The 20,371-nt window shown below is 67.2% G+C and carries 19 protein-coding genes and 1 tRNA gene; 10 read left to right on the top strand and 10 right to left on the bottom strand.

Features of this window, described 5'->3' with window-relative positions; genetic code table 11:
• Positions 1–37: 37 nt before the first annotated feature.
• From FFF93_RS15850 to FFF93_RS15840, 3 genes are all read right to left on the bottom strand, one after another.
• Positions 38–964, bottom strand: a complete 927-nt coding sequence (locus FFF93_RS15850) for an AEC family transporter (protein WP_138768070.1) — start codon at positions 962–964, stop codon at positions 38–40.
• Between the two features lie 10 nt (positions 965–974).
• Positions 975–1,403, bottom strand: a complete 429-nt coding sequence (gene panD / locus FFF93_RS15845) for an aspartate 1-decarboxylase (protein ID WP_186372184.1) — start codon at positions 1,401–1,403, stop codon at positions 975–977.
• A 105-nt stretch (positions 1,404–1,508) separates the two neighbouring features.
• Positions 1,509–2,417 (bottom strand): LysR substrate-binding domain-containing protein, encoded by a 909-nt coding sequence (locus tag FFF93_RS15840; protein ID WP_138768071.1) that lies wholly within the window; start codon positions 2,415–2,417, stop codon positions 1,509–1,511.
• Between the two features lie 142 nt (positions 2,418–2,559).
• On the opposite strand from FFF93_RS15840, the gene FFF93_RS15835 reads away from it, so the two are divergent.
• Both FFF93_RS15835 and FFF93_RS15830 read left to right on the top strand, forming a co-directional pair.
• Positions 2,560–4,023, top strand: a complete 1,464-nt coding sequence (locus FFF93_RS15835) for an amino acid permease (protein WP_138768072.1) — start codon at positions 2,560–2,562, stop codon at positions 4,021–4,023.
• A 220-nt stretch (positions 4,024–4,243) separates the two neighbouring features.
• Positions 4,244–7,774, top strand: a complete 3,531-nt coding sequence (locus tag FFF93_RS15830; protein ID WP_186372183.1) for a bifunctional proline dehydrogenase/L-glutamate gamma-semialdehyde dehydrogenase — start codon at positions 4,244–4,246, stop codon at positions 7,772–7,774.
• A 92-nt stretch (positions 7,775–7,866) separates the two neighbouring features.
• Here FFF93_RS15830 and FFF93_RS15825 read toward each other — a convergent pair whose 3' ends face one another.
• Positions 7,867–8,238: a hypothetical protein gene (locus tag FFF93_RS15825; RefSeq protein ID WP_138768073.1), complete on the bottom strand. Its 372-nt coding sequence runs from the start codon at positions 8,236–8,238 to the stop codon at positions 7,867–7,869.
• Positions 8,239–8,472: 234 nt separating this feature from the next.
• Positions 8,473–9,327: a LysR substrate-binding domain-containing protein gene (locus FFF93_RS15820; protein ID WP_138768074.1), complete on the bottom strand. Its 855-nt coding sequence runs from the start codon at positions 9,325–9,327 to the stop codon at positions 8,473–8,475.
• A 170-nt stretch (positions 9,328–9,497) separates the two neighbouring features.
• Here FFF93_RS15820 and FFF93_RS15815 point away from each other — a divergent pair, with 170 nt between their 5' ends.
• The 3 genes from FFF93_RS15815 (at position 9,498) to FFF93_RS15805 (ending at position 12,564) form a co-directional block, all read left to right on the top strand.
• On the top strand, positions 9,498–10,235 hold the full coding sequence (locus FFF93_RS15815) for an SDR family NAD(P)-dependent oxidoreductase (RefSeq protein ID WP_186372182.1): 738 nt from the start codon (positions 9,498–9,500) through the stop codon (positions 10,233–10,235).
• Entirely contained in the window at positions 10,228–11,046 is an 819-nt protein-coding gene (locus FFF93_RS15810) for a hypothetical protein (RefSeq protein ID WP_138768076.1), read from the top strand. Before FFF93_RS15815 ends, FFF93_RS15810 begins: the two co-directional genes overlap by 8 nt.
• A 141-nt stretch (positions 11,047–11,187) precedes the next feature.
• Positions 11,188–12,564, top strand: coding sequence for an MFS transporter (locus FFF93_RS15805; RefSeq protein ID WP_395858397.1), 1,377 nt, complete (start codon positions 11,188–11,190; stop codon positions 12,562–12,564).
• Between the two features lie 25 nt (positions 12,565–12,589).
• Here the strand turns inward: FFF93_RS15805 and FFF93_RS15800 are convergent, their stop codons facing one another.
• From FFF93_RS15800 to FFF93_RS15790, 4 genes are all read right to left on the bottom strand, one after another.
• The gene (locus FFF93_RS15800) at positions 12,590–13,750 is read right to left on the bottom strand and encodes a N(5)-(carboxyethyl)ornithine synthase (protein ID WP_138768077.1); all 1,161 of its coding nucleotides are present in this window, start codon (positions 13,748–13,750) and stop codon (positions 12,590–12,592) included.
• Positions 13,747–13,896, bottom strand: a complete 150-nt coding sequence (locus FFF93_RS16995) for a hypothetical protein (RefSeq protein WP_186372181.1) — start codon at positions 13,894–13,896, stop codon at positions 13,747–13,749. Before FFF93_RS16995 ends, FFF93_RS15800 begins: the two co-directional genes overlap by 4 nt.
• A 108-nt stretch (positions 13,897–14,004) precedes the next feature.
• Positions 14,005–14,078 (bottom strand) — tRNA-Gly (locus FFF93_RS15795).
• Positions 14,058–14,831, bottom strand: coding sequence for a phosphotransferase (locus tag FFF93_RS15790; RefSeq protein ID WP_138768078.1), 774 nt, complete (start codon positions 14,829–14,831; stop codon positions 14,058–14,060). Before FFF93_RS15790 ends, FFF93_RS15795 begins: the two co-directional genes overlap by 21 nt.
• A gap of 130 nt (positions 14,832–14,961) precedes the next feature.
• Here FFF93_RS15790 and FFF93_RS15785 point away from each other — a divergent pair, with 130 nt between their 5' ends.
• A complete protein-coding gene (locus tag FFF93_RS15785) occupies positions 14,962–15,873 on the top strand; it encodes a PaaX family transcriptional regulator C-terminal domain-containing protein (protein ID WP_261375191.1) in 912 nt (303 codons plus the stop codon).
• Here the strand turns inward: FFF93_RS15785 and FFF93_RS15780 are convergent.
• Positions 15,870–16,271: a RidA family protein gene (locus FFF93_RS15780; RefSeq protein WP_138768079.1), complete on the bottom strand. Its 402-nt coding sequence runs from the start codon at positions 16,269–16,271 to the stop codon at positions 15,870–15,872. The genes FFF93_RS15785 and FFF93_RS15780 overlap by 4 nt on opposite strands.
• Positions 16,272–16,450: 179 nt before the next feature.
• On the opposite strand from FFF93_RS15780, the gene FFF93_RS15775 reads away from it, so the two are divergent.
• The 4 genes from FFF93_RS15775 (at position 16,451) to FFF93_RS15760 (ending at position 20,370) form a co-directional block, all read left to right on the top strand.
• Entirely contained in the window at positions 16,451–17,308 is an 858-nt protein-coding gene (locus tag FFF93_RS15775; protein WP_138768080.1) for a fumarylacetoacetate hydrolase family protein, read from the top strand.
• Positions 17,309–17,331: 23 nt separating this feature from the next.
• Positions 17,332–17,769 (top strand): cupin domain-containing protein, encoded by a 438-nt coding sequence (locus FFF93_RS15770; protein WP_138768081.1) that lies wholly within the window; start codon positions 17,332–17,334, stop codon positions 17,767–17,769.
• Positions 17,766–18,638 carry an acyl-CoA thioesterase II gene (locus FFF93_RS15765; protein ID WP_138768082.1) on the top strand — a complete coding sequence of 291 codons (873 nt, stop codon included), beginning with the start codon at positions 17,766–17,768 and terminating at the stop codon, positions 18,636–18,638. Before FFF93_RS15770 ends, FFF93_RS15765 begins: the two co-directional genes overlap by 4 nt.
• 82 nt (positions 18,639–18,720) lie before the next feature.
• On the top strand, positions 18,721–20,370 hold the full coding sequence (locus FFF93_RS15760; RefSeq protein WP_138768083.1) for an AMP-binding protein: 1,650 nt from the start codon (positions 18,721–18,723) through the stop codon (positions 20,368–20,370).
• Position 20,371: the final 1 nt, after the last annotated feature.

Genomic DNA, 20,371 nt, shown 5'->3' with positions numbered 1-20,371 from the left:
CCGGGCAGGCCACGCGGGTGCGCCGCTCCGGGTGGCGTCAGGCCAGGAGCAGCGCCACCCCGATCATGGCGGGGACGGCGACCACGGTGGTGATCAGGACGGTGTCTTTGGCGACGGTAAGCCCGGTCCGGTACCGGTTGGCCACGACAAAGACGTTCTGGGCCGTGGGCAGGGCGGATGTCACCACCACGGCGAACAGCGCCTGGTCCTGCAGGCCGAGGGCGAAGCGGGCGAAGAGGAAGGCGAGCAGCGGGTGGACGATGAGCTTGAAGCCGCTGGCCAGCAGCGTGTCGGCGCGCCGCGCGGCCGAGGCCTGCAGTGGCCGGGAACCGTTCAGGCTCATGCCGAAGGACAGCAGCATTGCGGGGATCGCGGCCCCGCCGATCAGGTGGATAGGCTGCAGCACCAGCGCCGGAACCTCCCAACCGGTCCCTGCCACGAGCAGGCCCAGTCCCGAACCCACGATCATGGGGTTCCGCAGGATCATCAGGACGAAGGTCAGCGGCGTCGTCCGGTGGGCGCTGGTGGTGGCGTCGAGGACCAGCAGGTAGAGCGGCGTGAAGAAAGCGAGCTGGAAGATCAGCAGCGGCGCCACGTAGCTGGCATCGCCCAGGACAAAAACGGCGATCGGGATGCCCAGGTTGGCGGAGTTGGCCAGGGACGAACTCATGGAGGACACGAGGGCCTCTGGCAGTGCCCGTTTCAACGCGAAGCGCACGATGCCGAAGTAGAGCGCCGCCGTCGTGATCGCGCCCACGGCGGTCACCAGCAGAGGGGCTGCGAAGACGTCGTGGAGCCGGGCTTTGCTGAGGGTCTCGAATAGCAGGGCAGGGCTCGCCACGAAGAAGGTCAGGGCGCTGAGGACGGAGCGGGCGTTCTCGCCCAAGATGTTGCGCCGGCCGACGAACATGCCAACCAGGATGATGAACCAGACGACGAAGAATCCAGCCAGGACGCCTAGCACTCCGGCGCTGCTAGTTCAGGGTGGCGTTGTTCAACGCGTGCGGCGGGCGCAGGAGCCCGGCCGTGTGGCTTTCCGCCGGATCGTTGCCGATCTGCACGACCTTGTTGTCCTTGTCCACGTGGACCACCTTGGGGTTGTAGGCCTTGGCCTCTTCCGTGGTCATCTGCGCATAGGTGATCAGGATGACGATGTCGTTTTCGTGCATCAGGTGCGCGGCTGCCCCGTTAATGCCAATGACGCCGGATCCGCGCTCGCCGGCGATCGTGTACGTCTCCAGCCGGGCGCCGTTGGTGACGTCGACGATCGCGACCAGCTCACCGGGAAGGATGTCGGCGGCCTCGAGCAGGTCCAGGTCCACGGTGACCGAGCCGACATAGTGAAGGTCCGCGTGGGTGACCGTGGCGCGGTGGATTTTGGACTTGAACATTGTTCGATTCATAACGTCATCAGTCTAACGCCGGTGCGGTCAGTGCGCTGTGAGCCAGTGAACACCGGGCCCCGGAGCCCGCTCGGCCAGGGCGGGCTCGATAGGCGCGGCGGTGCTTCAGGCGGCCGGCGCGATAGACGCGGCGGTCTCGGCGAGGATTTCGCGCGCAGCCACGATGGCGGGCCGCTTGGCGCTGGAGCGGCGCACGGACGTGAAGACGGTGCGGTGCGGATTGCCGGGGAGATCGATCAGCTGGGCCGTGGTGCCCCGGCCGGTCCAGACCAAGTCCGGCATCAGGGCCACCGCGTTGCCCGACTCGATCAGCCGGATCTGCGCCTGCAGGTCGGCGGTCTCGAAGCGCACATCGGGCTCGAACCCGGCGCTCCGGCAGGCCTGCTCGGCCCAGTGCCGGGATGCCGCGCCGCGCGGTTCCATGACCCAGGACAGCCCATTGGTGTCGGCGAGGGAGGTGATCGCGGGGCGGGCCGGGGACGCGGGCGGAACCGCCAGCCGGATCGCGTCCCCGGTCAGGCGGACCCGGTCCAGTTCGGCGTAGCGGGGCGCGGCGTGGCCCGGGTACTGCTCGGCAATGACCAGGTCGAACTCACGCGCCCAGGTCTCGTGGAGCGCGGTCTCGGGTTCCCGCTGGACCATCTCAATCCGGACCTCCGGGTAGCTTGCGGACATCCGGGTCAGGGCGTCCGGCATCAGCGCAAGGGCCGCGGACTGGAAAACGGCGATCCGCACGGTCCCAGTCACGGTGGTCAGCGAGGCCGCGAGGTCGGCCTCCGCCTGCTCCAGCGTTTCCAGGAGTTGGGCGGTGTGGGCGACCAGCACCTCGGCCTGCGGGGTGAGCTGGACCCGGCGGCCCGTTTTCCGGAGCAGTTCGACGCCGGCTTCCTTTTCCAGCAGCGCCAGCTGCTGCGAGACCGACGACGGGCTGTACTGCAGCGCCTCAGCCACCTCGGCAAGCGTGCCCCGGATTTTGAGTTCGCGCAGCAGGCGCAACCGCCGGACGTCGAGCATCGCTGTTCCTTTGTGAATTCTAATGGTTATTGATTAGGAGAATTCACTTTATCTAATGGAATCCGGCTTGCATACTGTTGTGATCCAGTTACCCCCATCACAGGGCGGATTGATGGGCGACACCCCACTGCAGGAGACCCTGATGAGCACCAGAGACTTGACCAGATCGATCATGCGGCGCAAGCCCATCGACGACATCGAAGAGGAAAACAAACACAGCGGACTGTTCAAGAGCCTCGGCCTCTGGCAGCTGACCGCGATCGGGGTCGGCGGCATTATTGGCGTAGGCATCTTCTCGCTGGCCGGCCTTGTGGCCCACGGCAGCGAGAGTGAACCCGGCGTGGGCCCCGCTGTGCTGTTCTCGTTCCTGATCGCGGGCCTGGCATCCGCGGCCGCCGCTTTGTCCTACGCCGAATTCGCGGGCATGATCCCCCGGGCCGGCTCGGCCTACACCTACGGGTACGTGGCGTTGGGCGAGGTGATCGGCTGGTTCATCGGCTGGGACCTGCTGCTGGAGTACATCGCCATCGTGGCCGTGGTGGCCATCGGTATTTCCGGCTACTTCGACGCGTTCCTCTCCGGCATCGGCATCCACATGCCGGTCTGGATGACCTCGACGGTGGATGAGGGCAAGGGCGGCGTCGTCAACATCCCCGCCATTGTCGTGTGCCTGGTCGTGACCTGGATCCTCTCCCGCGGCACCAAGACGTTCGGACGCTTCGAGCTCGCGGCCGTCGCCATCAAGGTAGTCCTGATCCTGTTCATCATCGGCCTGGGCATCTTCTACATCAACACCAACAACTACAACCCGTTTATGCCCAGCGGCTTCGGCCCGGTGCTGGCCGGTTCGGCGACGGTGTTCTTTGCCGTGTTCGGCTATGACGCGATGAGCACGGCGGCGGAGGAAGCCACCGACGGCAAGAAGCACATGCCCAAGGCGATCATCATGTCCCTCGTCGTGGCCATGCTTCTCTACGTCGCCGCCACCCTGGTGCTCACCGGCATGCAGAACTATAAGGACATCGACCCCAAGGCCGGCTTCGCCTCCGCCTTCAACGGCGTGGGCCTTCCCGTCATCGCGACGATCATTTCCGTCTTCGCCGTGCTGTCCATCCTGACCGTCATGCTGACCTTCCTGCTCGGCGTCACCCGGGTCTGGTTCTCGATGAGCCGGGACGGGCTGCTGCCGGGCTGGTTCGCCAAAACCGACCGCCACGGCACCCCGCAGCGCGTCACCTGGATCGCTGGCGTGGCCTCGGCGCTGCTGGCCGGGGTCTTCCCGATCAAGGCTGTGGCCGACCTGACGAACATCGGCATCCTGGCCGCCTTCGTCGTCGTCTGCCTCTCCGTGATCATCTTCCGCTACAAGAAGCCGGATGCCCCGCGCACCTTCCGGCTGCCGTTCATGCCGGTGGTGCCGCTCTTCGGCATGCTGGCCTCGGCGTTCCTGATGGTCCAGCTGCACTGGGAGACCTGGGTCCGCTTCGGCGTCTGGCTGGTCGTCGGGCTGACCATCTACTTCGGCTACGGCCGGAAGCACTCGCTGATGAATCCGGAGAGCCCGCGGCACCAGGAAGCCGTGGAGATGCACCGGCACGTCGGCTAGCTTCACCCCACGTTGCGCTATCACTTACGGCTCCCCTCCGCAGGATTTGGGGGCCGTAAGTGATAGCGCTTTTTTGTGTCCGGGGCTGCGTCGCCCCGCCTCCGGAACATTCGAGTTTCCTAACCAGTATTGCTCAGAAAACATCGCTTTATCTTATGAAAATTTGCTCTCATACTGATTTCAAGAACGGTCCACATTTTGAGAAAGAACGAGTGCCACCATGACCAACACCTCAATGGAATCCGGCCCGACCACCGGCGCGGACGCGGGCAAGGAAGCCACGCACGCCGCAGTCTCGGAAGGCTCGCCAGTGCTTGAGGCAGCAGCCCTTGCCGAGGAGGCCATCACGCTGGTCCGCCGCTGGCTCACTGAGGCCGCCAAGGTTCCGGTTGACGCCTCCGCGGAGCAGCTCGCGGGCGTCCTGAAGGACCCGAACGGCCTGGACTTCACCGTTGGATTCGTCGACGGCGTCGTGCGCCCAGAGGACCTGCACGTTGCCGCGCGCAACCTTGCCGCCCTGGCCCCCAAGGTCCCGGCCTTCCTGCCCTGGTACATGCGCAGCGCCGTCCGGCTCGGCGGCACCATGGCCCCGGTCCTGCCGCAGGTGGTCATCCCGGTGGCCCGCCGCGTGCTGCGTGAAATGGTCGGCCACCTCATCGTTGACGCGACCGACGCCAAGCTGGGCCCGGCCATCGCGAAGATCCGCCGGGACGGCATCAAGCTCAACGTCAACCTCCTCGGCGAAGCGGTGCTCGGCGAACACGAGGCATCCAGGCGGCTTGAGGGCACCCACACCCTGCTGGCCCGGCCCGACGTCGACTACGTCTCGATCAAGGTCTCCTCGACCGTGGCCCCGCACTCCGCGTGGGCCTTCGACGAGGCCGTGGAGCACGTCGTGGAGAAGCTCACACCGCTGTTCAGCCGCGCCGCCTCCTTCGCCACCGGCGGCAAGAAGGCCAAGTTCATCAACCTGGACATGGAGGAGTACAAGGACCTAGACATGACCATCGCGGTCTTCACCCGGATCCTGGACAAGCCCGAGTTCAAGAACCTCGAAGCCGGCATTGTGCTTCAGGCCTACCTGCCGGATGCCCTCGCCGCCATGATCCGGCTGCAGGACTGGGCCGCGGGCCGCCGCGCCGACGGCGGCGCCGCGATCAAGGTCCGCGTCGTCAAGGGCGCCAACCTGCCGATGGAACAGGTCGAGGCGTCCCTGCACGACTGGCCGCTCGCCACCTGGAACACCAAGCAGGACTCGGACACCAACTACAAGCGCGTCATCAACTACGCGCTGCACCCGGACCGGATCGGCAACATCCGGATCGGCGTCGCCGGCCACAACCTGTTCGACATTGCCTTCGCCTGGCTGCTGGCCAAGCAGCGCGGTGTTGAGTCCGGCATTGAGTTCGAGATGCTCCTTGGCATGGCCCAAGGCCAGGCGGAAGCCGTGAAGAAGGATGTCGGCTCGCTCCTGCTCTACACGCCGGTGGTCCACCCCGCCGAGTTTGACGTCGCCATCGCCTACCTGATCCGCCGCCTGGAAGAGGGCGCCAGCCAGGACAACTTCATGTCCGCCGTCTTCGAACTCAGCGAGAACGAATCCCTCTTCGAGCGCGAGAAGCAGCGCTTCCTCGCCTCCCTCGCCAAGCTCGACGACGAGGTCCCTGCCCCCAACAGGCGGCAGAACCGCAGCCTCCCGGCCGAGCCGCTGCCGCATGACTCCTTCGCGAACACCCCGGACACCGACCCGTCGCTGCCGGCCAACCGCGACTGGGGCCGTGCCATCCTGGGACGCGTCGCGAGCTCCACGCTGGGCAACGCCGCCGTCGAGGCCGCCACCATCAACGACGCCGAGACCCTGAACAAGGTGATCGCCACCGCCGTCGAGAAGGGTAAAGCCTGGGGCGCACTCTCGGGCGCCGAGCGCGCCGAAATCCTGCACCGCGCCGGTGATGTCCTCGAATCCCGCCGCGCCGACCTCCTCGAGGTCATGGCATCCGAGACCGGCAAAACCATCGACCAGGGCGACCCGGAGGTCAGCGAGGCCGTCGACTTCGCGCACTACTACGCCGAATCGGCCCGCAAGCTCGACGACGTCGACGGCGCCACCTTCGTCCCGGCCAAGCTGACCGTCGTCACGCCGCCGTGGAACTTCCCGGTCGCCATCCCGGCCGGCTCCACCCTCGCGGCGCTCGCCGCCGGCTCCGCCGTCGTGATCAAGCCCGCCAAGCAGGCCCGCCGCAGCGGCGCCGTGATGATCGAGGCGCTCTGGGAGGCCGGTGTGCCGCGCGACGTGCTCACCATGGTGCAGCTCGGCGAGCGGGAACTGGGCCAGCAGCTGATCTCCCACCCGGCCGTGGACCGTGTCATCCTGACCGGCGGCTACGAGACGGCCGAGCTGTTCCGTTCCTTCCGCAAGGACCTGCCGCTGCTGGCCGAGACCAGCGGGAAGAACGCCATCATCGTTACCCCGAGTGCCGACCTGGATCTCGCCGCGAAGGACGTGGCGTACTCCGCGTTCGGCCACGCCGGCCAGAAGTGCTCGGCGGCCTCGCTGGTGATCCTGGTGGGCTCGGTGGCGAAGTCCAAGCGCTTCCACAACCAGCTGATTGACGCCGTCACCTCGCTCAAGGTCGGCTACCCGGAGGATCCTGCCAGCCAGATGGGCCCGATCATCGAGCCTGCCAGCGGCAAGCTCCTCAATGCGCTGACCACCCTTGGCGAGGGCGAGGCCTGGGCCGTGGAGCCGAAACAGCTGGATGATTCCGGCAAGCTGTGGAGCCCGGGCGTGCGGCACGGCGTCCGGCGCGGCTCCTACTTCCACCTCACCGAGTTCTTCGGCCCGGTCCTCGGCGTCATGACGGCGGAGACGCTGGAGGAGGCCATCGCGATCCAGAACCAGATCGAGTACGGCCTGACCTCCGGCCTGCACTCGCTCAACTCGGACGAGCTGGCGCTCTGGCTGGACACCGTCCAGGCCGGCAACCTCTACGTCAACCGCGGCATCACGGGCGCGATCGTGCAGCGCCAGCCCTTCGGCGGCTGGAAGAAATCCGCCGTCGGCGCCGGCACAAAGGCCGGCGGGCCCAACTACCTCGTCGGACTCGGCGAGTGGGTCAGCAAGCCCAGCACCGCCGACACCATGCCTGCCCACTCCGGTGTGCGCCGGATCGAGGACGCGGCCAAGGGCTTCCTGACCGCGGAGGAGCTGGCCCCGCTGCAGCGTTCGCTGGCCTCCGACGCCCTGGCCTGGGCAGAGGAGTTCGGCACCGCCAAGGATGTTTCCGGGCTGAGCGCCGAACGCAACGTCTTCCGCTACCGCCCGTTGCCCGTCACGGTGCGCCTCTCGGAAGGTGAACCGCTCGGCCGCCTCGTCCGGGCCGTTGCCGCCGGCGTGCTGGCCGGGTCGGACGTCACGGTTTCCAGCGCGGTGGACGTCCCCTCCCAGCTGCGGGCCGTGCTGTCCGGGCTCGGAATCGCCATCACTGTGGAGAGCGACGCCGAGTGGCTGTCTTCCGCGGCCAAGCTCGCCGGGGCCGCCAAGCTGTCCGTGGCGCGGATCCGCCTGATCGGCGGCGACGCTATGGCGCTGGCCGAGGCGACCGGCGGCCGCCCCGACCTGGCGGTCTATTCCCACCCGGTCACGGAGGCCGGGCGGGTGGAGCTGCTGGCGTTCCTGCATGAGCAGGCCGTCAGCATCACGGCGCACCGCTTCGGCACCGCCAACCACCTCTCGGACGGACTGGTCTAGGCAACCCCCGGGGCACTCCCCGGCCAGACAGCGTCGCCGCCGTGACCGCACGCAAGGTGCGGGCACGGCGGCGACGGCCGTTTAAGGGGCGCTCAGCCCAGGTACCAGCCGGGCGGGACCCAGGACGCCGGGACGGCGTGTGCGGAGAAATCCTCGCAGCCGGAGCAAAAGTAGGCCACTTCGCCCAGTTTGCTGACCGAGCCGTCGCGGCGGTGCTTGGCCGGGACGAACGACTCCAGGTAGACAAACTCATCCGTCCCGCAACGCTCACAGAACGGGATGCCCACGTAGTCCTCGTCGGTGCGGACAGGGGCAGCGTGCGGGTCGAGGCGGCCCAGGGGCGGATGCGGCACAGTATCGAGCGGCGGCGCCGCCGTCAGCGGCCGGGCCGGCGTAAACGGGCGGCCGTGCCGCATGGCGCCCGATCCCATGGTGGGGTGGGGACGGTTTATGGCTGGCGTCATTGCTGGCCTATCCCGAACAAGTTCCCGCGGACTGCCGCCATAGCGGTATGGCAGCAAGCAGCGACAACGTTCGTTATGTCGAAATCGTGGTGGCGGGCCTCTGCTTGACCTTCAACACAGTCAGGATAGGACAAGTACCACTCGCGTTCAATGGCCGCGTACTGACCCGGCCAGCCAAGTATTTTGGGGGCAGGTACCGCGGTACCGGCTGCGTAGGTACCCCGGGCCCGCGAACTAGGTGGAGCGGTTGAGGGCGCGTCCCACGATGGTCTGGGTGAGGGCCTCGATGACCTCGGTGTTGGCCAGCGGATTGCGGATCAAGGTGAAGTCGACGTCGCCGACGCTCGGCAGATCGAAACGCCGGGTGATGATTTTCAGGTCCTCCGGAACCAAGGAGGACGGCATCACGGCGACGCCGATGCCGGCGCGGACGGCGGCGAGCACCCCGCTGATCTGCCGCGTGGTGCAGGTGATCCGCCACGTGCGGCCGGTGGCTTCGAGAGCATCGATGGCCAGCTTCCGGCTGAGACTGGGGGCCGGGTAGGCGATCAGCGGCACGGGATGGCCAGGGTCCAGGGCGGTCTGCTCGAGCCCCACCCAGGCGAAGGAGTCCTGCTGCACCACGGTGCCGTCCTTGGCGCCGGCGACCCACTTGACGAAAACGAGGTCCAACTGGCCGGCGTTGAGCCGCTTGTACAGCTGGTCGCTCTGGCCCACCGTGAGTTCGAGGTTGATCTGCGGGTAGATCTGGCGGAACTCGCGCAGAATGCGGGGCAGTCCGGTGATCGCCAGGTCGTCCGCCGTGCCGAAGCGCAGCCGGCCGCGCATCGCCGAACCGGAGAAGTAGCGGGCCGCGGAATCGTGGGCCGCGAGGATACTGCGCGCGAAGCCCGCCATGGCATCGCCGTTGTCCGTCAGGCGCACGTCGCGGGTGTCGCGGGCAATCAGGGTTCGCCTGGCCGCGGCTTCCAGCTTTCGGACATGCTGGCTGACCGTCGGCTGCGCCAGGCCCAGGCGCTCGGCCGCGCGCGTGAAGCTGAGCGTCTCGGCCACGGCCAGGAAAGACCGGAGCTGGGCGGGTTCAAACATGCGGCCTCCCGGGTGGCATGTTGGTCGCGCTGCGGCATTGCAGTGCATTTCATAATGTTTGGCATATGGAAGATAAATTTCCACAATCTGAGAGTCAGCCTAACTGGTATGTGACTGACGCGCGTTCTGGGAGTGCTGGCGACGGGGGCCCGCAATGTAAGACTGTCAGCATGCCTTACGAAATTGACGACGTTGCCCGTACTGCCCTGGTCACCGGGGTCGGTGGCTATATCGGCTCCGAGGTTGCGGCCGCCCTCCGGAAGAGGGGCTTCGATGTCTGGGGCATTGATCGAACTCAGCCCGCCGGTGCGGTGTGGCGCGGTCGATTCATCGAAGCTAACTTGGGCCACGGAAATTCCATTCCGAGCTTCGAAGTGCCTGTAGCTGCCCTCGATTGCGTGATCCATGTCGCGGGCGGGGCACTGGCACGCGAAGTACTTCAAGAACACTTCCGACCGGATCTGGATTTAATCGACGAAACGTTCAGGGACAATTTTCTCTCTGCAGTCGATGTCGTTGAGGCAACCCGGGGGGCTCTCCGGCAAGGCGGTTCGATTTTGCTGACGTCGTCCATCAATGCGCTCGGCAGCTATGGCCTGCCGATTTACTCAGCGAGTAAGGCGGCCCTGCACGGATTCACCAAGGGTTTAGCCCCGGAACTGGCCGCAGCCGGGATCCGCCTGAACGTGGCAGTCCTTGGAACGGTCGATCATCCTGGCGTCCGCAAATTACATGAGGCGGAGCCGGGGCATTTCGAAAGGCTGCAACGGTCAATTCCCGGCGGTAGGCTGCTCAATGCACCGGAAGTTGCGGAGCAACTGGTTAGGATGAGCTCCAATGAAGACCTGCGAGGCGAAATAATCGTCATCGACAACGGTCAACTGGCGGGCGGGGCAATGAATGATTGACGAAATTTTAAGCGGCGTCTCCGGAAATCTTTTCTCCGGGGCCATTGCGTTTGTTTTTGGACTCTTGGCTCGCCGGGCTTGGAGTCGTTGGACCAAAACGCGCCCCGCCGGACAACTGTGGGGCGTCCTGCGCGAGAAGCGGGTGGAGTTGGTCCTCACGACTGCGCCGGAAAGTTCTCCCCGGGAGAATTCTTCACTAGTTTTTCCTAGCGAAGCGATCGCGGGAGGTGAGGTGTCTTCGTATCTCACAAACATGCTGAAGGTGGAATGCCGCACGAGGCTGTCGGGTACTTTTCCCTCAACAAGCTGGAATCGAAATCTCATTGTCATTGGCGGTCCGGTCCACAACAATGTCACCAGAATTTTGTTGTCGCGCCTGGACGCGGGAGTTGAGTTTGACGGGCATGCCATCGTTCTGGCTGACGGACGCAGATTTCAGGCCGAAACCACAGTCGATGAGCGAGGAGTCACTGCCCCGATTGCAGACTTCGGGCTTGTTATTAGGCTGCCGAATCCATTCTCCAGCAAGCAACACGTCACATTGCTCATTGGTTCCAATACACATGGATGCCTGATTGCCGCCCGGGCGATGCTTCACGAAAACGTGAAACTTAGCTCACGTGCGGTCGCCGGAAAAGAGTCATTCTGCTTGCTGGCGACTGCGCACGTCGTCTCGGGCGAGGTCCAGCAAGTGCAAGTGGTTGAGTCTTGGGTTCCGGGTTCGGCGCTCCGCGGGGCGGCTGCCTTTCCGGTCGAGGGGCCGGCGGGTCTCCGTGAAGCGATTTCGGCCACCGATAACTCCGCTACCTAACGAATTTAGTAGGCACCGCTCTGACCTAGCCCTGCATTGCGATTCGTGATGCTAGTTATATGCAGAATCGCCTTCCATGATCGTTTCGGGCCAGCATAGCGTTAAGGCGACCCCGTTGACCCGCTCCCTTGAGGACTTTCCGTGGCACCCCCTCCGCCTTTCCAGGCCGCCGACCCGCAGCACGAACAACTCCGGCAGGTCACTCTGCCCCCGACCACCCCGCCCACCACGCAGCCGATCGGCGTCGTCAGCGAGCGGCTGCCCTGGCGGCACACCTTCATTTCCCTCAAGGTCCGCAACTTCCGGATCTTCGCGATTGGACACTTCATCGCCGTGGTGGCGCTCTGGATGCAGCGCATCGCGCAGGACTGGCTGGTCCTCCAGCTCTCCGGCTCCGTCACCGCCGTCGGCGTCACCGTGGCCCTTCAGTTCCTGCCCTCGCTGTTCCTGGGCCCCTGGGCGGGCATGATGGCGGACCGTTTCGCCAAGCGCAGGATCCTCATGCTGTGCCAGTCCGTCGCCGCCGTGCTGGCGGCGCTCCTTGCGGGTCTGGCGCTGAGCCAGCGGATCGAGGTCTGGCACGTTTACGCGATCGCCCTGACGCTGGGCCTGGTCACGGTGCTGGACCAGCCGGCCCGGCAGGTCTTCGTCAACGAACTGGTGGGCCCGGCCTACCTGCGCAACGCCATCAGCGTAAACTCCACGATCTTCCAGCTCGGCGGCCTGATCGGCCCGGCTTTCGCCGGTGTGCTGCTGGGCGCGGTCGGGGCAGGCTGGGCGTTCGCCGCCAACGCCGTCGCGTGCTGCTCCACGGTGACCATGCTGCTGGTCCTGCGCAAGGACGAGTTGCACCTCACGCTGCCCGCCGCCAAACGGAAGGGCATGCTCAGGGAAGGGCTGCGGTACGCCCTAGGCAAACCCACGATCTACTGGCCCTGGCTGATGGCCGGCTTCGTCGCGGTGTTCGCGATGAGCCTGCCGGTACTGCTGGCGGCCTTCGCCGACCATGTGTACGACGCCGGGGCCAGCGGCTACGGCCTGCTCAACGCCCTGGTGGCGCTCGGGGCGCTGGCCGGGGCCATCACCTCCGCTCGGCGGCGCCAGCTCCGGCTGCGCTCCGTGGTGTTGGGCGCCGGGATGTACGGACTGATGCTCTGCCTGGCCGCCGCGGCTCCCTCGATGGAATGGTTCGGCGTGGCCATGGTGCTGGCCGGCTTCTGGTGCCTGATGTTCCTTACCGCCGCCAACCAGTTGGTGCAGGTCAGTGCCAATCTGGGGATCCGCGGCCGGGTGATGAGCCTGTACATCATGGTGCTGATCGGCGGCCAGGCAATCGGCGGCCCACTGATGGGCTCGCTGGCCGAGCATCTGGATCCGCACACGGCGATCCTGGTTTCCGGCGGGGTGCCGGCGCTTGCCGCGACGGCGGTCGCCGTCGTGCTGGCCCGGCGCGGCCAGCTGATGCTGAAGGTGGACCTTAAGGACCGCCGTCGGCTGCTGCGGATTGTCGCCGCCTAGCTTTCCGCACCGAAAAGGACAGTCGCTAGCCGGCCACCGGCAGGTGCGGGTAGTCCGGCTGCCGGTGCTGGAACTCCAGCACATCCGGGTTGAGCACCACGCCGTCGCGGATTTCGATGGCCCGGCGGATGGTTTCGTTGCCGTCCCAGGCCGCGGGTCCGGCGAGCACCGTCTCCAGGAACGGCAGCAGCGCCTCACTGATCTCCCAGCTGGCGGAGTTCCAGAGGTAGGACGGGCTGTGGTCCACCGCGTAGTAGTCGATGTGGTCGCCCACCGTGAACATCGGCTCGGCGAAGGTGGTGGTCTTCGCCCAGCTGAAGCCCATCCCCTCATCGCAGGACACATCCACGATCAGGCTGCCGGGCCGGAAGGCAGCCAGGTCCTCAGTGCGCAGGTAGGTCAGCGGGGCATTGGGATCCTGCAGGGTGCAGTTGACCACGATGTCACTCTCCGCGAGGAAGGGCGCCAGCGGAACCCTGCCGCGGTCGGTGATGACCTCGCTCAGGAACGGCGCCTTGCTGTCGTGGTCGAACTGCGCGATCCGCACCGAGTGGATCGGTGAACCCACCGCCGCGACGCCGCGGTTGGTCAGCACCTGAACGTCGTGGATGCCGTGGGCGTTGAGCGCGGTCACCGCTCCGCGGGCGGTGGCACCGAAGCCGATGACCACGGCACTGAGCCGGCGGCCGTAGTCGCCGGTGGTGCCCGTGAGGGCCAGGGCGTGCAACACGGAGCAGTAGCCTGCGAGCTCGTTGTTCTTGTGGAAGACGTGCAGGCCGAAGCCGCCGTCGCTGGCCCAGTGGTTCATCGCCTCGAAGGCGATCAGGGTGAGTTTCTTGTCGATCGCCAGCTGGGTGATCGCCGTGTCCTGGACGCAGTGCGGCCAGCCCCAGAGGACCTGCCCGTCGCGAAGCTCGGCCAGGTCCGCGGGCTGCGGCTTGGGGAGGAGGACGACGTCGGCGTCGGCCAGGAGCCGGGCCCGCGGCACGATGCCGCCCACGAGGCCGGCCAAGTGGGCGTCCGAAACGCCAGAGCGCTCGCCATAGCCTTCTTCCAGGATCAGCTGCTGCCTGAGCTCCGGGGCGATGCGTTCAAAGTGGCGCGGGTGGATGGGAAGGCGGCGCTCGTCCGGCTTCCGCGTGCCGGCGAGGACGCCGAGGGTGAGGTGGTTCGGGGAACCGGTCACTTCTTTTTGGGGCTCGCCGTCTTGGCTGCGGTCACTTTGTCGAGGGAGCTGGGCGGGGCTGCCGCGGCCCTCTTGTCGGCGCGCTTTTCCTTGATGGACTTGGCGGATTTTTTGGATGCTGCTTGACGGGGGGATTTGTCAGCCATGATTGCTCCTGTAGCGGAACCGAAGAGGTTCCTGACTTCTGACGATACAGGTAGCCACCTAACCGGCCCCGGGGCGGGACAGGCATGCGGGACAGGCAGGGGGAGAACTGGAGCGGCTGACGGGAATCGAACCCGCGTATCAAGCTTGGGAAGCTAGCGCTCTACCATTGAGCTACAGCCGCAGCGGGATGGTCCAGGATCCTGGGCCGCTCCTGCGGAACAACGAAACTTACCTTACCCCAGCCGGGGGACTTCCCAGAACAGCGACGCCGAGTCCCCGCCGTCCGCCGCGGCGCTCCCTGGGCGGCGTCGATGTGCTCATCGGGCGCTCCCGCAAAGGCGCGGTGTTGCCGCAGAGCCGCCTCCGTGTCGCCCCCCGGGTCGCCGACGCGCGCGTCGACCAGCACAGTAAGCGCATCGAACCAGGATGCCCCTCGGGCCGCCCACGGCCAATCCACCAATATGGCGCCGCCGTCCCCCGTGAGCAGGATGTTGTCGGCCCGCAGGTCGACGTGGACCAGCTGGTCACCCCGCAGCGCGTCGGCGGCCGCGGCGAGCAGGTCCACCGCGTCGAGCACGCGGTGGAGCTCGGAACCCGAGAGCCGGGGATGCCGGCCCTCGACATCGGCCAGGACGACGGCGACCCAGTCGCCGTCGTCGTACACCCCCGCCAGCTTCGGCACCGGAAGGTGGGCGGGAAGCAGTTCCATCACCCGGGCCTCCCGACGGTGGAGCCCCGGCGAATCCGGATTGGGCTCGCTGCCGACCGCCTTGACGAAGAAGCGGCCACCGGCTTTGGTCAGCACCCGGTCGGCGCTGCCGGGGGAGTAGCCGCCGCTCTGCGAGTCGGCCGACACCACCGGACTGCCGAGGATGGCCTCGACCGCGGAGCGGACCCGGCCGGGCAGTTGGTGCCAGCCCAAACGATTGTTCATGGGGAAACAGTAGCCGGGCCCGGACCGGCGCCGGGCGCGGCGCAGCCGGTCGTTTGGTGCGTCCTGGCCCCGGCAGCGGCGGAGGTCTATAGCCTAGAGCCATGACTGTTCTCTCCAGGGAAGGCTGCCGGTGGTAGAAGAATCCGCGCCGGAACTGTTCTCCGCGGCCGGGGATGCGGCCCCCGGGGCTGCCGCGCCCCGCCAGACGCCACGGCACCAGCAACTGATCGTGACCATCTACGGGCTGTACGGGCGTGCCAACGGCGGGATCCTCCCGGTTTCGGTGCTGATTTCCATGCTGGATGACCTCGGCGTCGAGTCCTCCGGCGTGCGGTCCTCCGTCTCGCGGCTGAAGCGCCGGGGCGTGCTGGAGAGCGTAAAGCAGGGCGGGGTGGCCGCCTACCGGCTCGCGCCGAAGCTGGAGGACGTGTTCCAGGAAGGCGACCGCCGAATCTTCTCGCCGCGGCGGGCGACGGCGGCCGACCGCTGGCTGCTGATTGCCTTTTCCGTCCCCGAGTCGCAGCGCCACCTCCGGCACCAGCTGCGCAGCACCCTGACCCGGATGGGCTTCGGCTCCGTGACGCCGGGCCTGTGGATCGCCCCTGGCAACACCTACGAGGAAATCCGGCACCAGCTGGAACGGGCCGGCCTGACGGAGTACGTGGAGTTCTTCGCGGCCGAGCACCTGACCGGGGGCCAGGTCCGGGACAAGGTCTCGCAGTGGTGGGACCTGCCGGCGCTGGAGGAGCTCTACACGGAGTTCGTCGAGCGTTTCGCGCCGGTGCTGGAGCGCTGGGAATCGCCGGAGGCGCCGCAACCGGGCCCGGACGCGGACCGGGCCGCCTTTGTCGACTATGTCCAGCTGCTCACGCAGTGGCGCCGGCTGCCGTACCTGGATCCGGGCCTGCCGGAGGAGTTCCTCCCGGCGGGCTGGCACGGGCTCACCGCGGAACGGATCTTTGCGGAGCTGCACCGGCTCCTCAGCGGCCCGGCCCGCCAGCACGCCGAGCGGCTGCTGGGGCCGGCGGCCGCTCGCTCCTAGCCCTGCCCGGCCACGACCGCGATGGCCTGGATCTCGATCAGGGCTTCGGGCTGCCACAGGCGCGTCACGCCGACGCCGGCCATCGCGGGGTAGTCGGTGCCGGCCATCTCGCGCCAGATCCGCCCGATCTCCCGGCCGTTCTTCTGGTAGTCCTCAACGTCCGTCAGGTAGATAGTCACGTTCACCAGGTCCGAGGGCATTCCGCCGGCCTCGGCGAGGGTGGTCAGGACGTTGGAGAAGCACTGCCGGAACTGCTCAACGATGCCGCCGGGGACAATGTCGCCGTTGCCGTCCATGGCCGTCTGACCGCCCAGGTACACGGTGTTCCCGGCCAGGACGCCATGGGCGAATCCGGAGGGCTTGGCAAGTGCGGCGGGGTTGATGACCTTGTGGTTCATGGCGCTCCTCATTGAGTCGGGGTTCGAAAACCGGTCTATTCAAACCGGCGAAACCATGTTAAGTTGAGCATATGTGACGACCGTAAAAATGTCGACATACCCCGTCAGGGGCGTCTAAGCGATCGCCACCGGGACCGGCAACGAGGCCGGTTCCGCCGTCGAGCCGGAAGTACTGAACCATGCGACTTGCGACCCTCATCACCGGGGCGGGCGACGGCCCCGGAGGCTTCGCCACCCGGGCCGCCGTGCAGGCGGGAGACCGCTTCATCATGCTTGGCGCCCGGGACCTCAACGAGCTGCTCGAAAGCCCGGACTGGCGGGAGCAGGCAGCGGCTGCCGCCTCGGCCGCGCTTCCGGGCGGCTTCATCCCGGTCAGCGCCGCCCGCTTCGCCGCGCCGCTGCCCCGGCCGGGCAAAGTCATCTGCTGCGGCCTGAACTACGCCGACCACATCCAGGAGATGGGCCGGGAGCTGCCCGAATACCCCACCTTGTTCGCCAAGTACGCGGACACCCTGATCGGCGACGACGAGACCATCGACCTCACCGGTCACGGCGCCAAGGTCGACTGGGAGGCGGAACTCGCCGTCGTCGTCGGGGCCCCGCTCCGGAACGCGACCGAAGCCGAGGCAGCCGCCTCGATCGCCGGCTACACCGCGGCCAACGACATCTCGCTGCGCGACTGGCAGAACCGCACCCTGCAGTGGTTCCAGGGCAAGGCGTTTGACCGCTCCACCCCGCTGGGGCCCGTGCTCGTAACACCGGAGGAATGCGACCCGGAGGCCGGGGTGCGCGTCCGCTGCCTGGTCAACGGCGTGGAAGTCCAGAACGGCAACACCAAAACCCTCGTCTTCTCCGCCGCCGCCCTGCTTGCCTACATTTCCACCTTCACCCGGCTCCGTCCCGGCGACGTGGTGCTCACTGGCACCCCCGGCGGAGTCGGAATGGGGGCCGTACCGCCGCGCTACCTGAACGATGGCGACGTCGTCACCACCGAGATCGAAGGCATTGGACGGCTCACCAACCCCGTCAAGTTCTGACCGAACACCTGAGAGGAACCAGCATGACTGAACAGATCACGGAAAAAGTTGTCCCGGTCGTCACCCGCAAGGGTGAGGAGCACCGCGACACCGGCCAGTCCGGCGGCGCCGTCCGGGTCTCCGGCGTCAGCACGCAGCACACCCCTGCTACCAAGATTTGGTACGGCCAGGTCAGCAACGAACCCGGCTACCGCTCCTTCCCGCACCACCACGGCGAGGCAGAGACCGGCGGCTACGTGCTGCGCGGCCACGGCCGGATCTACTTCGGCGAGGACTACAAGGAATTCATCGACATGACCGAAGGCGATTGGGTCTTCGTCCCGCCGTACATGCCGCACGTGGAAGCCAACATGAGCGTCACCGAGGAACTCGTCTGGCTGACCGCGCGCACCCCGGAGAACATCGTGGTGAACCTCGACGACGTCGACGACGCCACGCTGGAAGGGTACCGCCGGGTATGAGCCCCACCTCGGAAATCCTGCTGTCCGCCCTCGAGCTGACGCCGGCCGAGCCGGAGTTCCTCGACGAGGCCTACACCGCCACAACGCAGTATGTGCCCTGGCCCAAGGCCTACGGCGGGGACATGGTGGCCCAGGCCGCAGCCGCCGCGATGCGCTCGGTGGGGGAGGACCGGTCGCTGCACTCGATGCACAGCTACTTCATGCGTCCGGCGGACATCGGTGCCGAGGTCCGTTACGAGGTGGAGCGGCTGCGCGACGGTCGGGGCTATTCCACCCGGCAGGTCCGTGCGTACCAGGGCGGGAAGACCGTCTATGTGGCCATGGCCTCCTTCCACGCGGAGGAAGCCGGCGAGGAATTCGCCCGGGCCATGCCGGCCGGCATCCCGGCTCCGGAGTCGCTGCCGTCCTCCGCGGACGTGCTCGAGGGCGTCGACGGCGACGCCGCGGCCTACTGGTCCGGCGGGCGCAGTTTCGACATGCGGCACGTCCCCGGCGCCGTCTACCTCAGCGTCGAGGGGGAACAGGTGCCGCACCAGGCCGTCTGGGTGAAGGCCTTCGACCGGCTGCCGGACGATCCGGACCTGCAGCGGGCGGCCCTGGCCTACGTTTGCGACTACACCATCCTCGAACCCGTGCTCCGGGTCCACGGCTACGCGTGGGGGGATCCGGGCCTGGTTACGGCCAGCCTCGACCACGCCATGTGGTTCCACCGTGAGGGGCGGGTGGATGACTGGCTGCTCTACGTTCAGGAAGCCGTGTCCGCCCAGGCCAGCCGCGGCCTGGCGCAGGGGCACTTCTACGACCCGGGCGGCCGGCTGCTGGCCACCGTGGTCCAGGAAGGCATGATCCGGATGTCGACGGCTCCGTAGGTGCCCTTTTGGACGGTCAAAACGGCCGCTCCGGAGCAATCGATGACCCGCCACCTATCAATGACGATATGAAAGGCATGGAATGGAACTGACGCCCTCGGCGCACCAGGACAGCTTTGCGCGTGACAATCTGCCGCCGGCAGAGCAGTGGCCCACACTGGAGTTCACCCTCCCGGAGCTGCAGTACCCGCAGCAGCTCAACGCCGCCAGCGTGCTGATCGACGACGCCGTCCGCCGCTTCGGCGCGGACCGCCCGGCCCTGCTCACCCCGGACGGCACGGTCTGGAGCTACGGGGAGCTGCAGCGCCACGCCAACCAGGCGGCGCAGGTCCTCGTGGAGGACCTCGGAATCGTCCCCGGCAACCGCGTGATGCTGCGCTCGCCGAACAATCCGTGGCTCGTCGCGGCCTGGCTCGGCGCGCTGAAGGCCGGCGCCGTCGTCGTCACCGTGATGCCGGCCCTGCGCGCCAAGGAGCTTAGGACGCTGCTCAAGCTGACCCGGCCGGCCGCCGCCCTGTGCGACCACCGGTTCCTGGACGATCTGGCCCAGGCTGCCGGAAACGACGTGCCGGTGCTGGCCATGGGGGGCAGCACCGGCACGGACCTCACTGCGCGGTGCGCCGCCAAGAGCGGAGAGTTCGACGCCGTCCCGACGGCGGCGGACGACGTCGCGTTGCTGGGCCCGACCTCTGGGACTACCGGCACGCCGAAGATCACCATGCACTTCCACCGCGACATCCTCGCCAATGCGGACACCTTCGCCCGGCACATCCTCAAGCCCACCGCGGAGGACGTGTTCGCGGGCTCACCCCCGCTGGCCTTCACCTTCGGCCTCGGCGGGCTCGTGGTGTTTCCGCTGCGCTTCGGCGCGTCAGCGCTGCTGACCGAGCGCACCACCCCGGTGGAACTGGCCCAGGCCGTGCACAACGCGAAGGCCACCATCCTGTTCACCGCCCCGACCGCCTACAAGGCCATCCTCAAGGAACGCGCGGAAGGACTGCTGGCCACGCTCCGCACCGCCGTGTCCGCCGGCGAGCACCTGCCCGTCGAAACCTGGCACGCCGTGCACGAACGGACCGGGCTGAAACTGATCAACGGCATCGGCGCGACCGAGATGCTGCACGTCTTCATTTCGGCCGCCGGCGAGGACATCCGCGACGGCGCCACCGGGACGGCCATCCCCGGCTACCGCGCCACCATCCTGGACGAGGACGGCCGGGAACTGGGCGAGGACGCCGTTGGCCGGCTCGCCGTGATCGGGCCCACCGGCTGCCGCTACCTCAACGATTCCCGGCAGGCGGACTACGTGGTCAACGGCTGGAACGTCACCGGCGACACCTTCCGCCGCGACGGCGACGGCTACTTCTACTACCAGGCCCGCTCGGACAACATGATCGTCTCCTCCGGCTACAACATCGGCGCGCCCGAGGTGGAGGCGGCGATCGACCAGCACCCGGACGTGGTGGAGAACGCCGTCGTCGGCCGGCCCGACCCGGAGCGCGGCAGCCTGGTCTGCGCCTTCATCGTGCTCCGCGAGGGGGTGCCGGCCGACGACGCGAAGCGCAAGGAAATCCAGGACTTCGTCAAGCAGGCCATCGCCCCGTACAAGTACCCGCGGCAGGTGAACTTCGTCGACGCGCTGCCCCGGAACCCCAGCGGGAAACTCCAGCACTTCCGGCTGCGGGAGCAGCTGGCCACCGAACTCCCCGCTCCAGAACCCCAGAACGCCTGAG

The organism is Arthrobacter sp. KBS0702, from assembly GCF_005937985.2.
Taxonomy (GTDB): Bacteria; Actinomycetota; Actinomycetes; order Actinomycetales; family Micrococcaceae; genus Arthrobacter.
The sequence above is the reverse complement of the archived record's forward strand: the minus strand, read 5'-3'. Positions and strand labels throughout refer to the sequence as shown.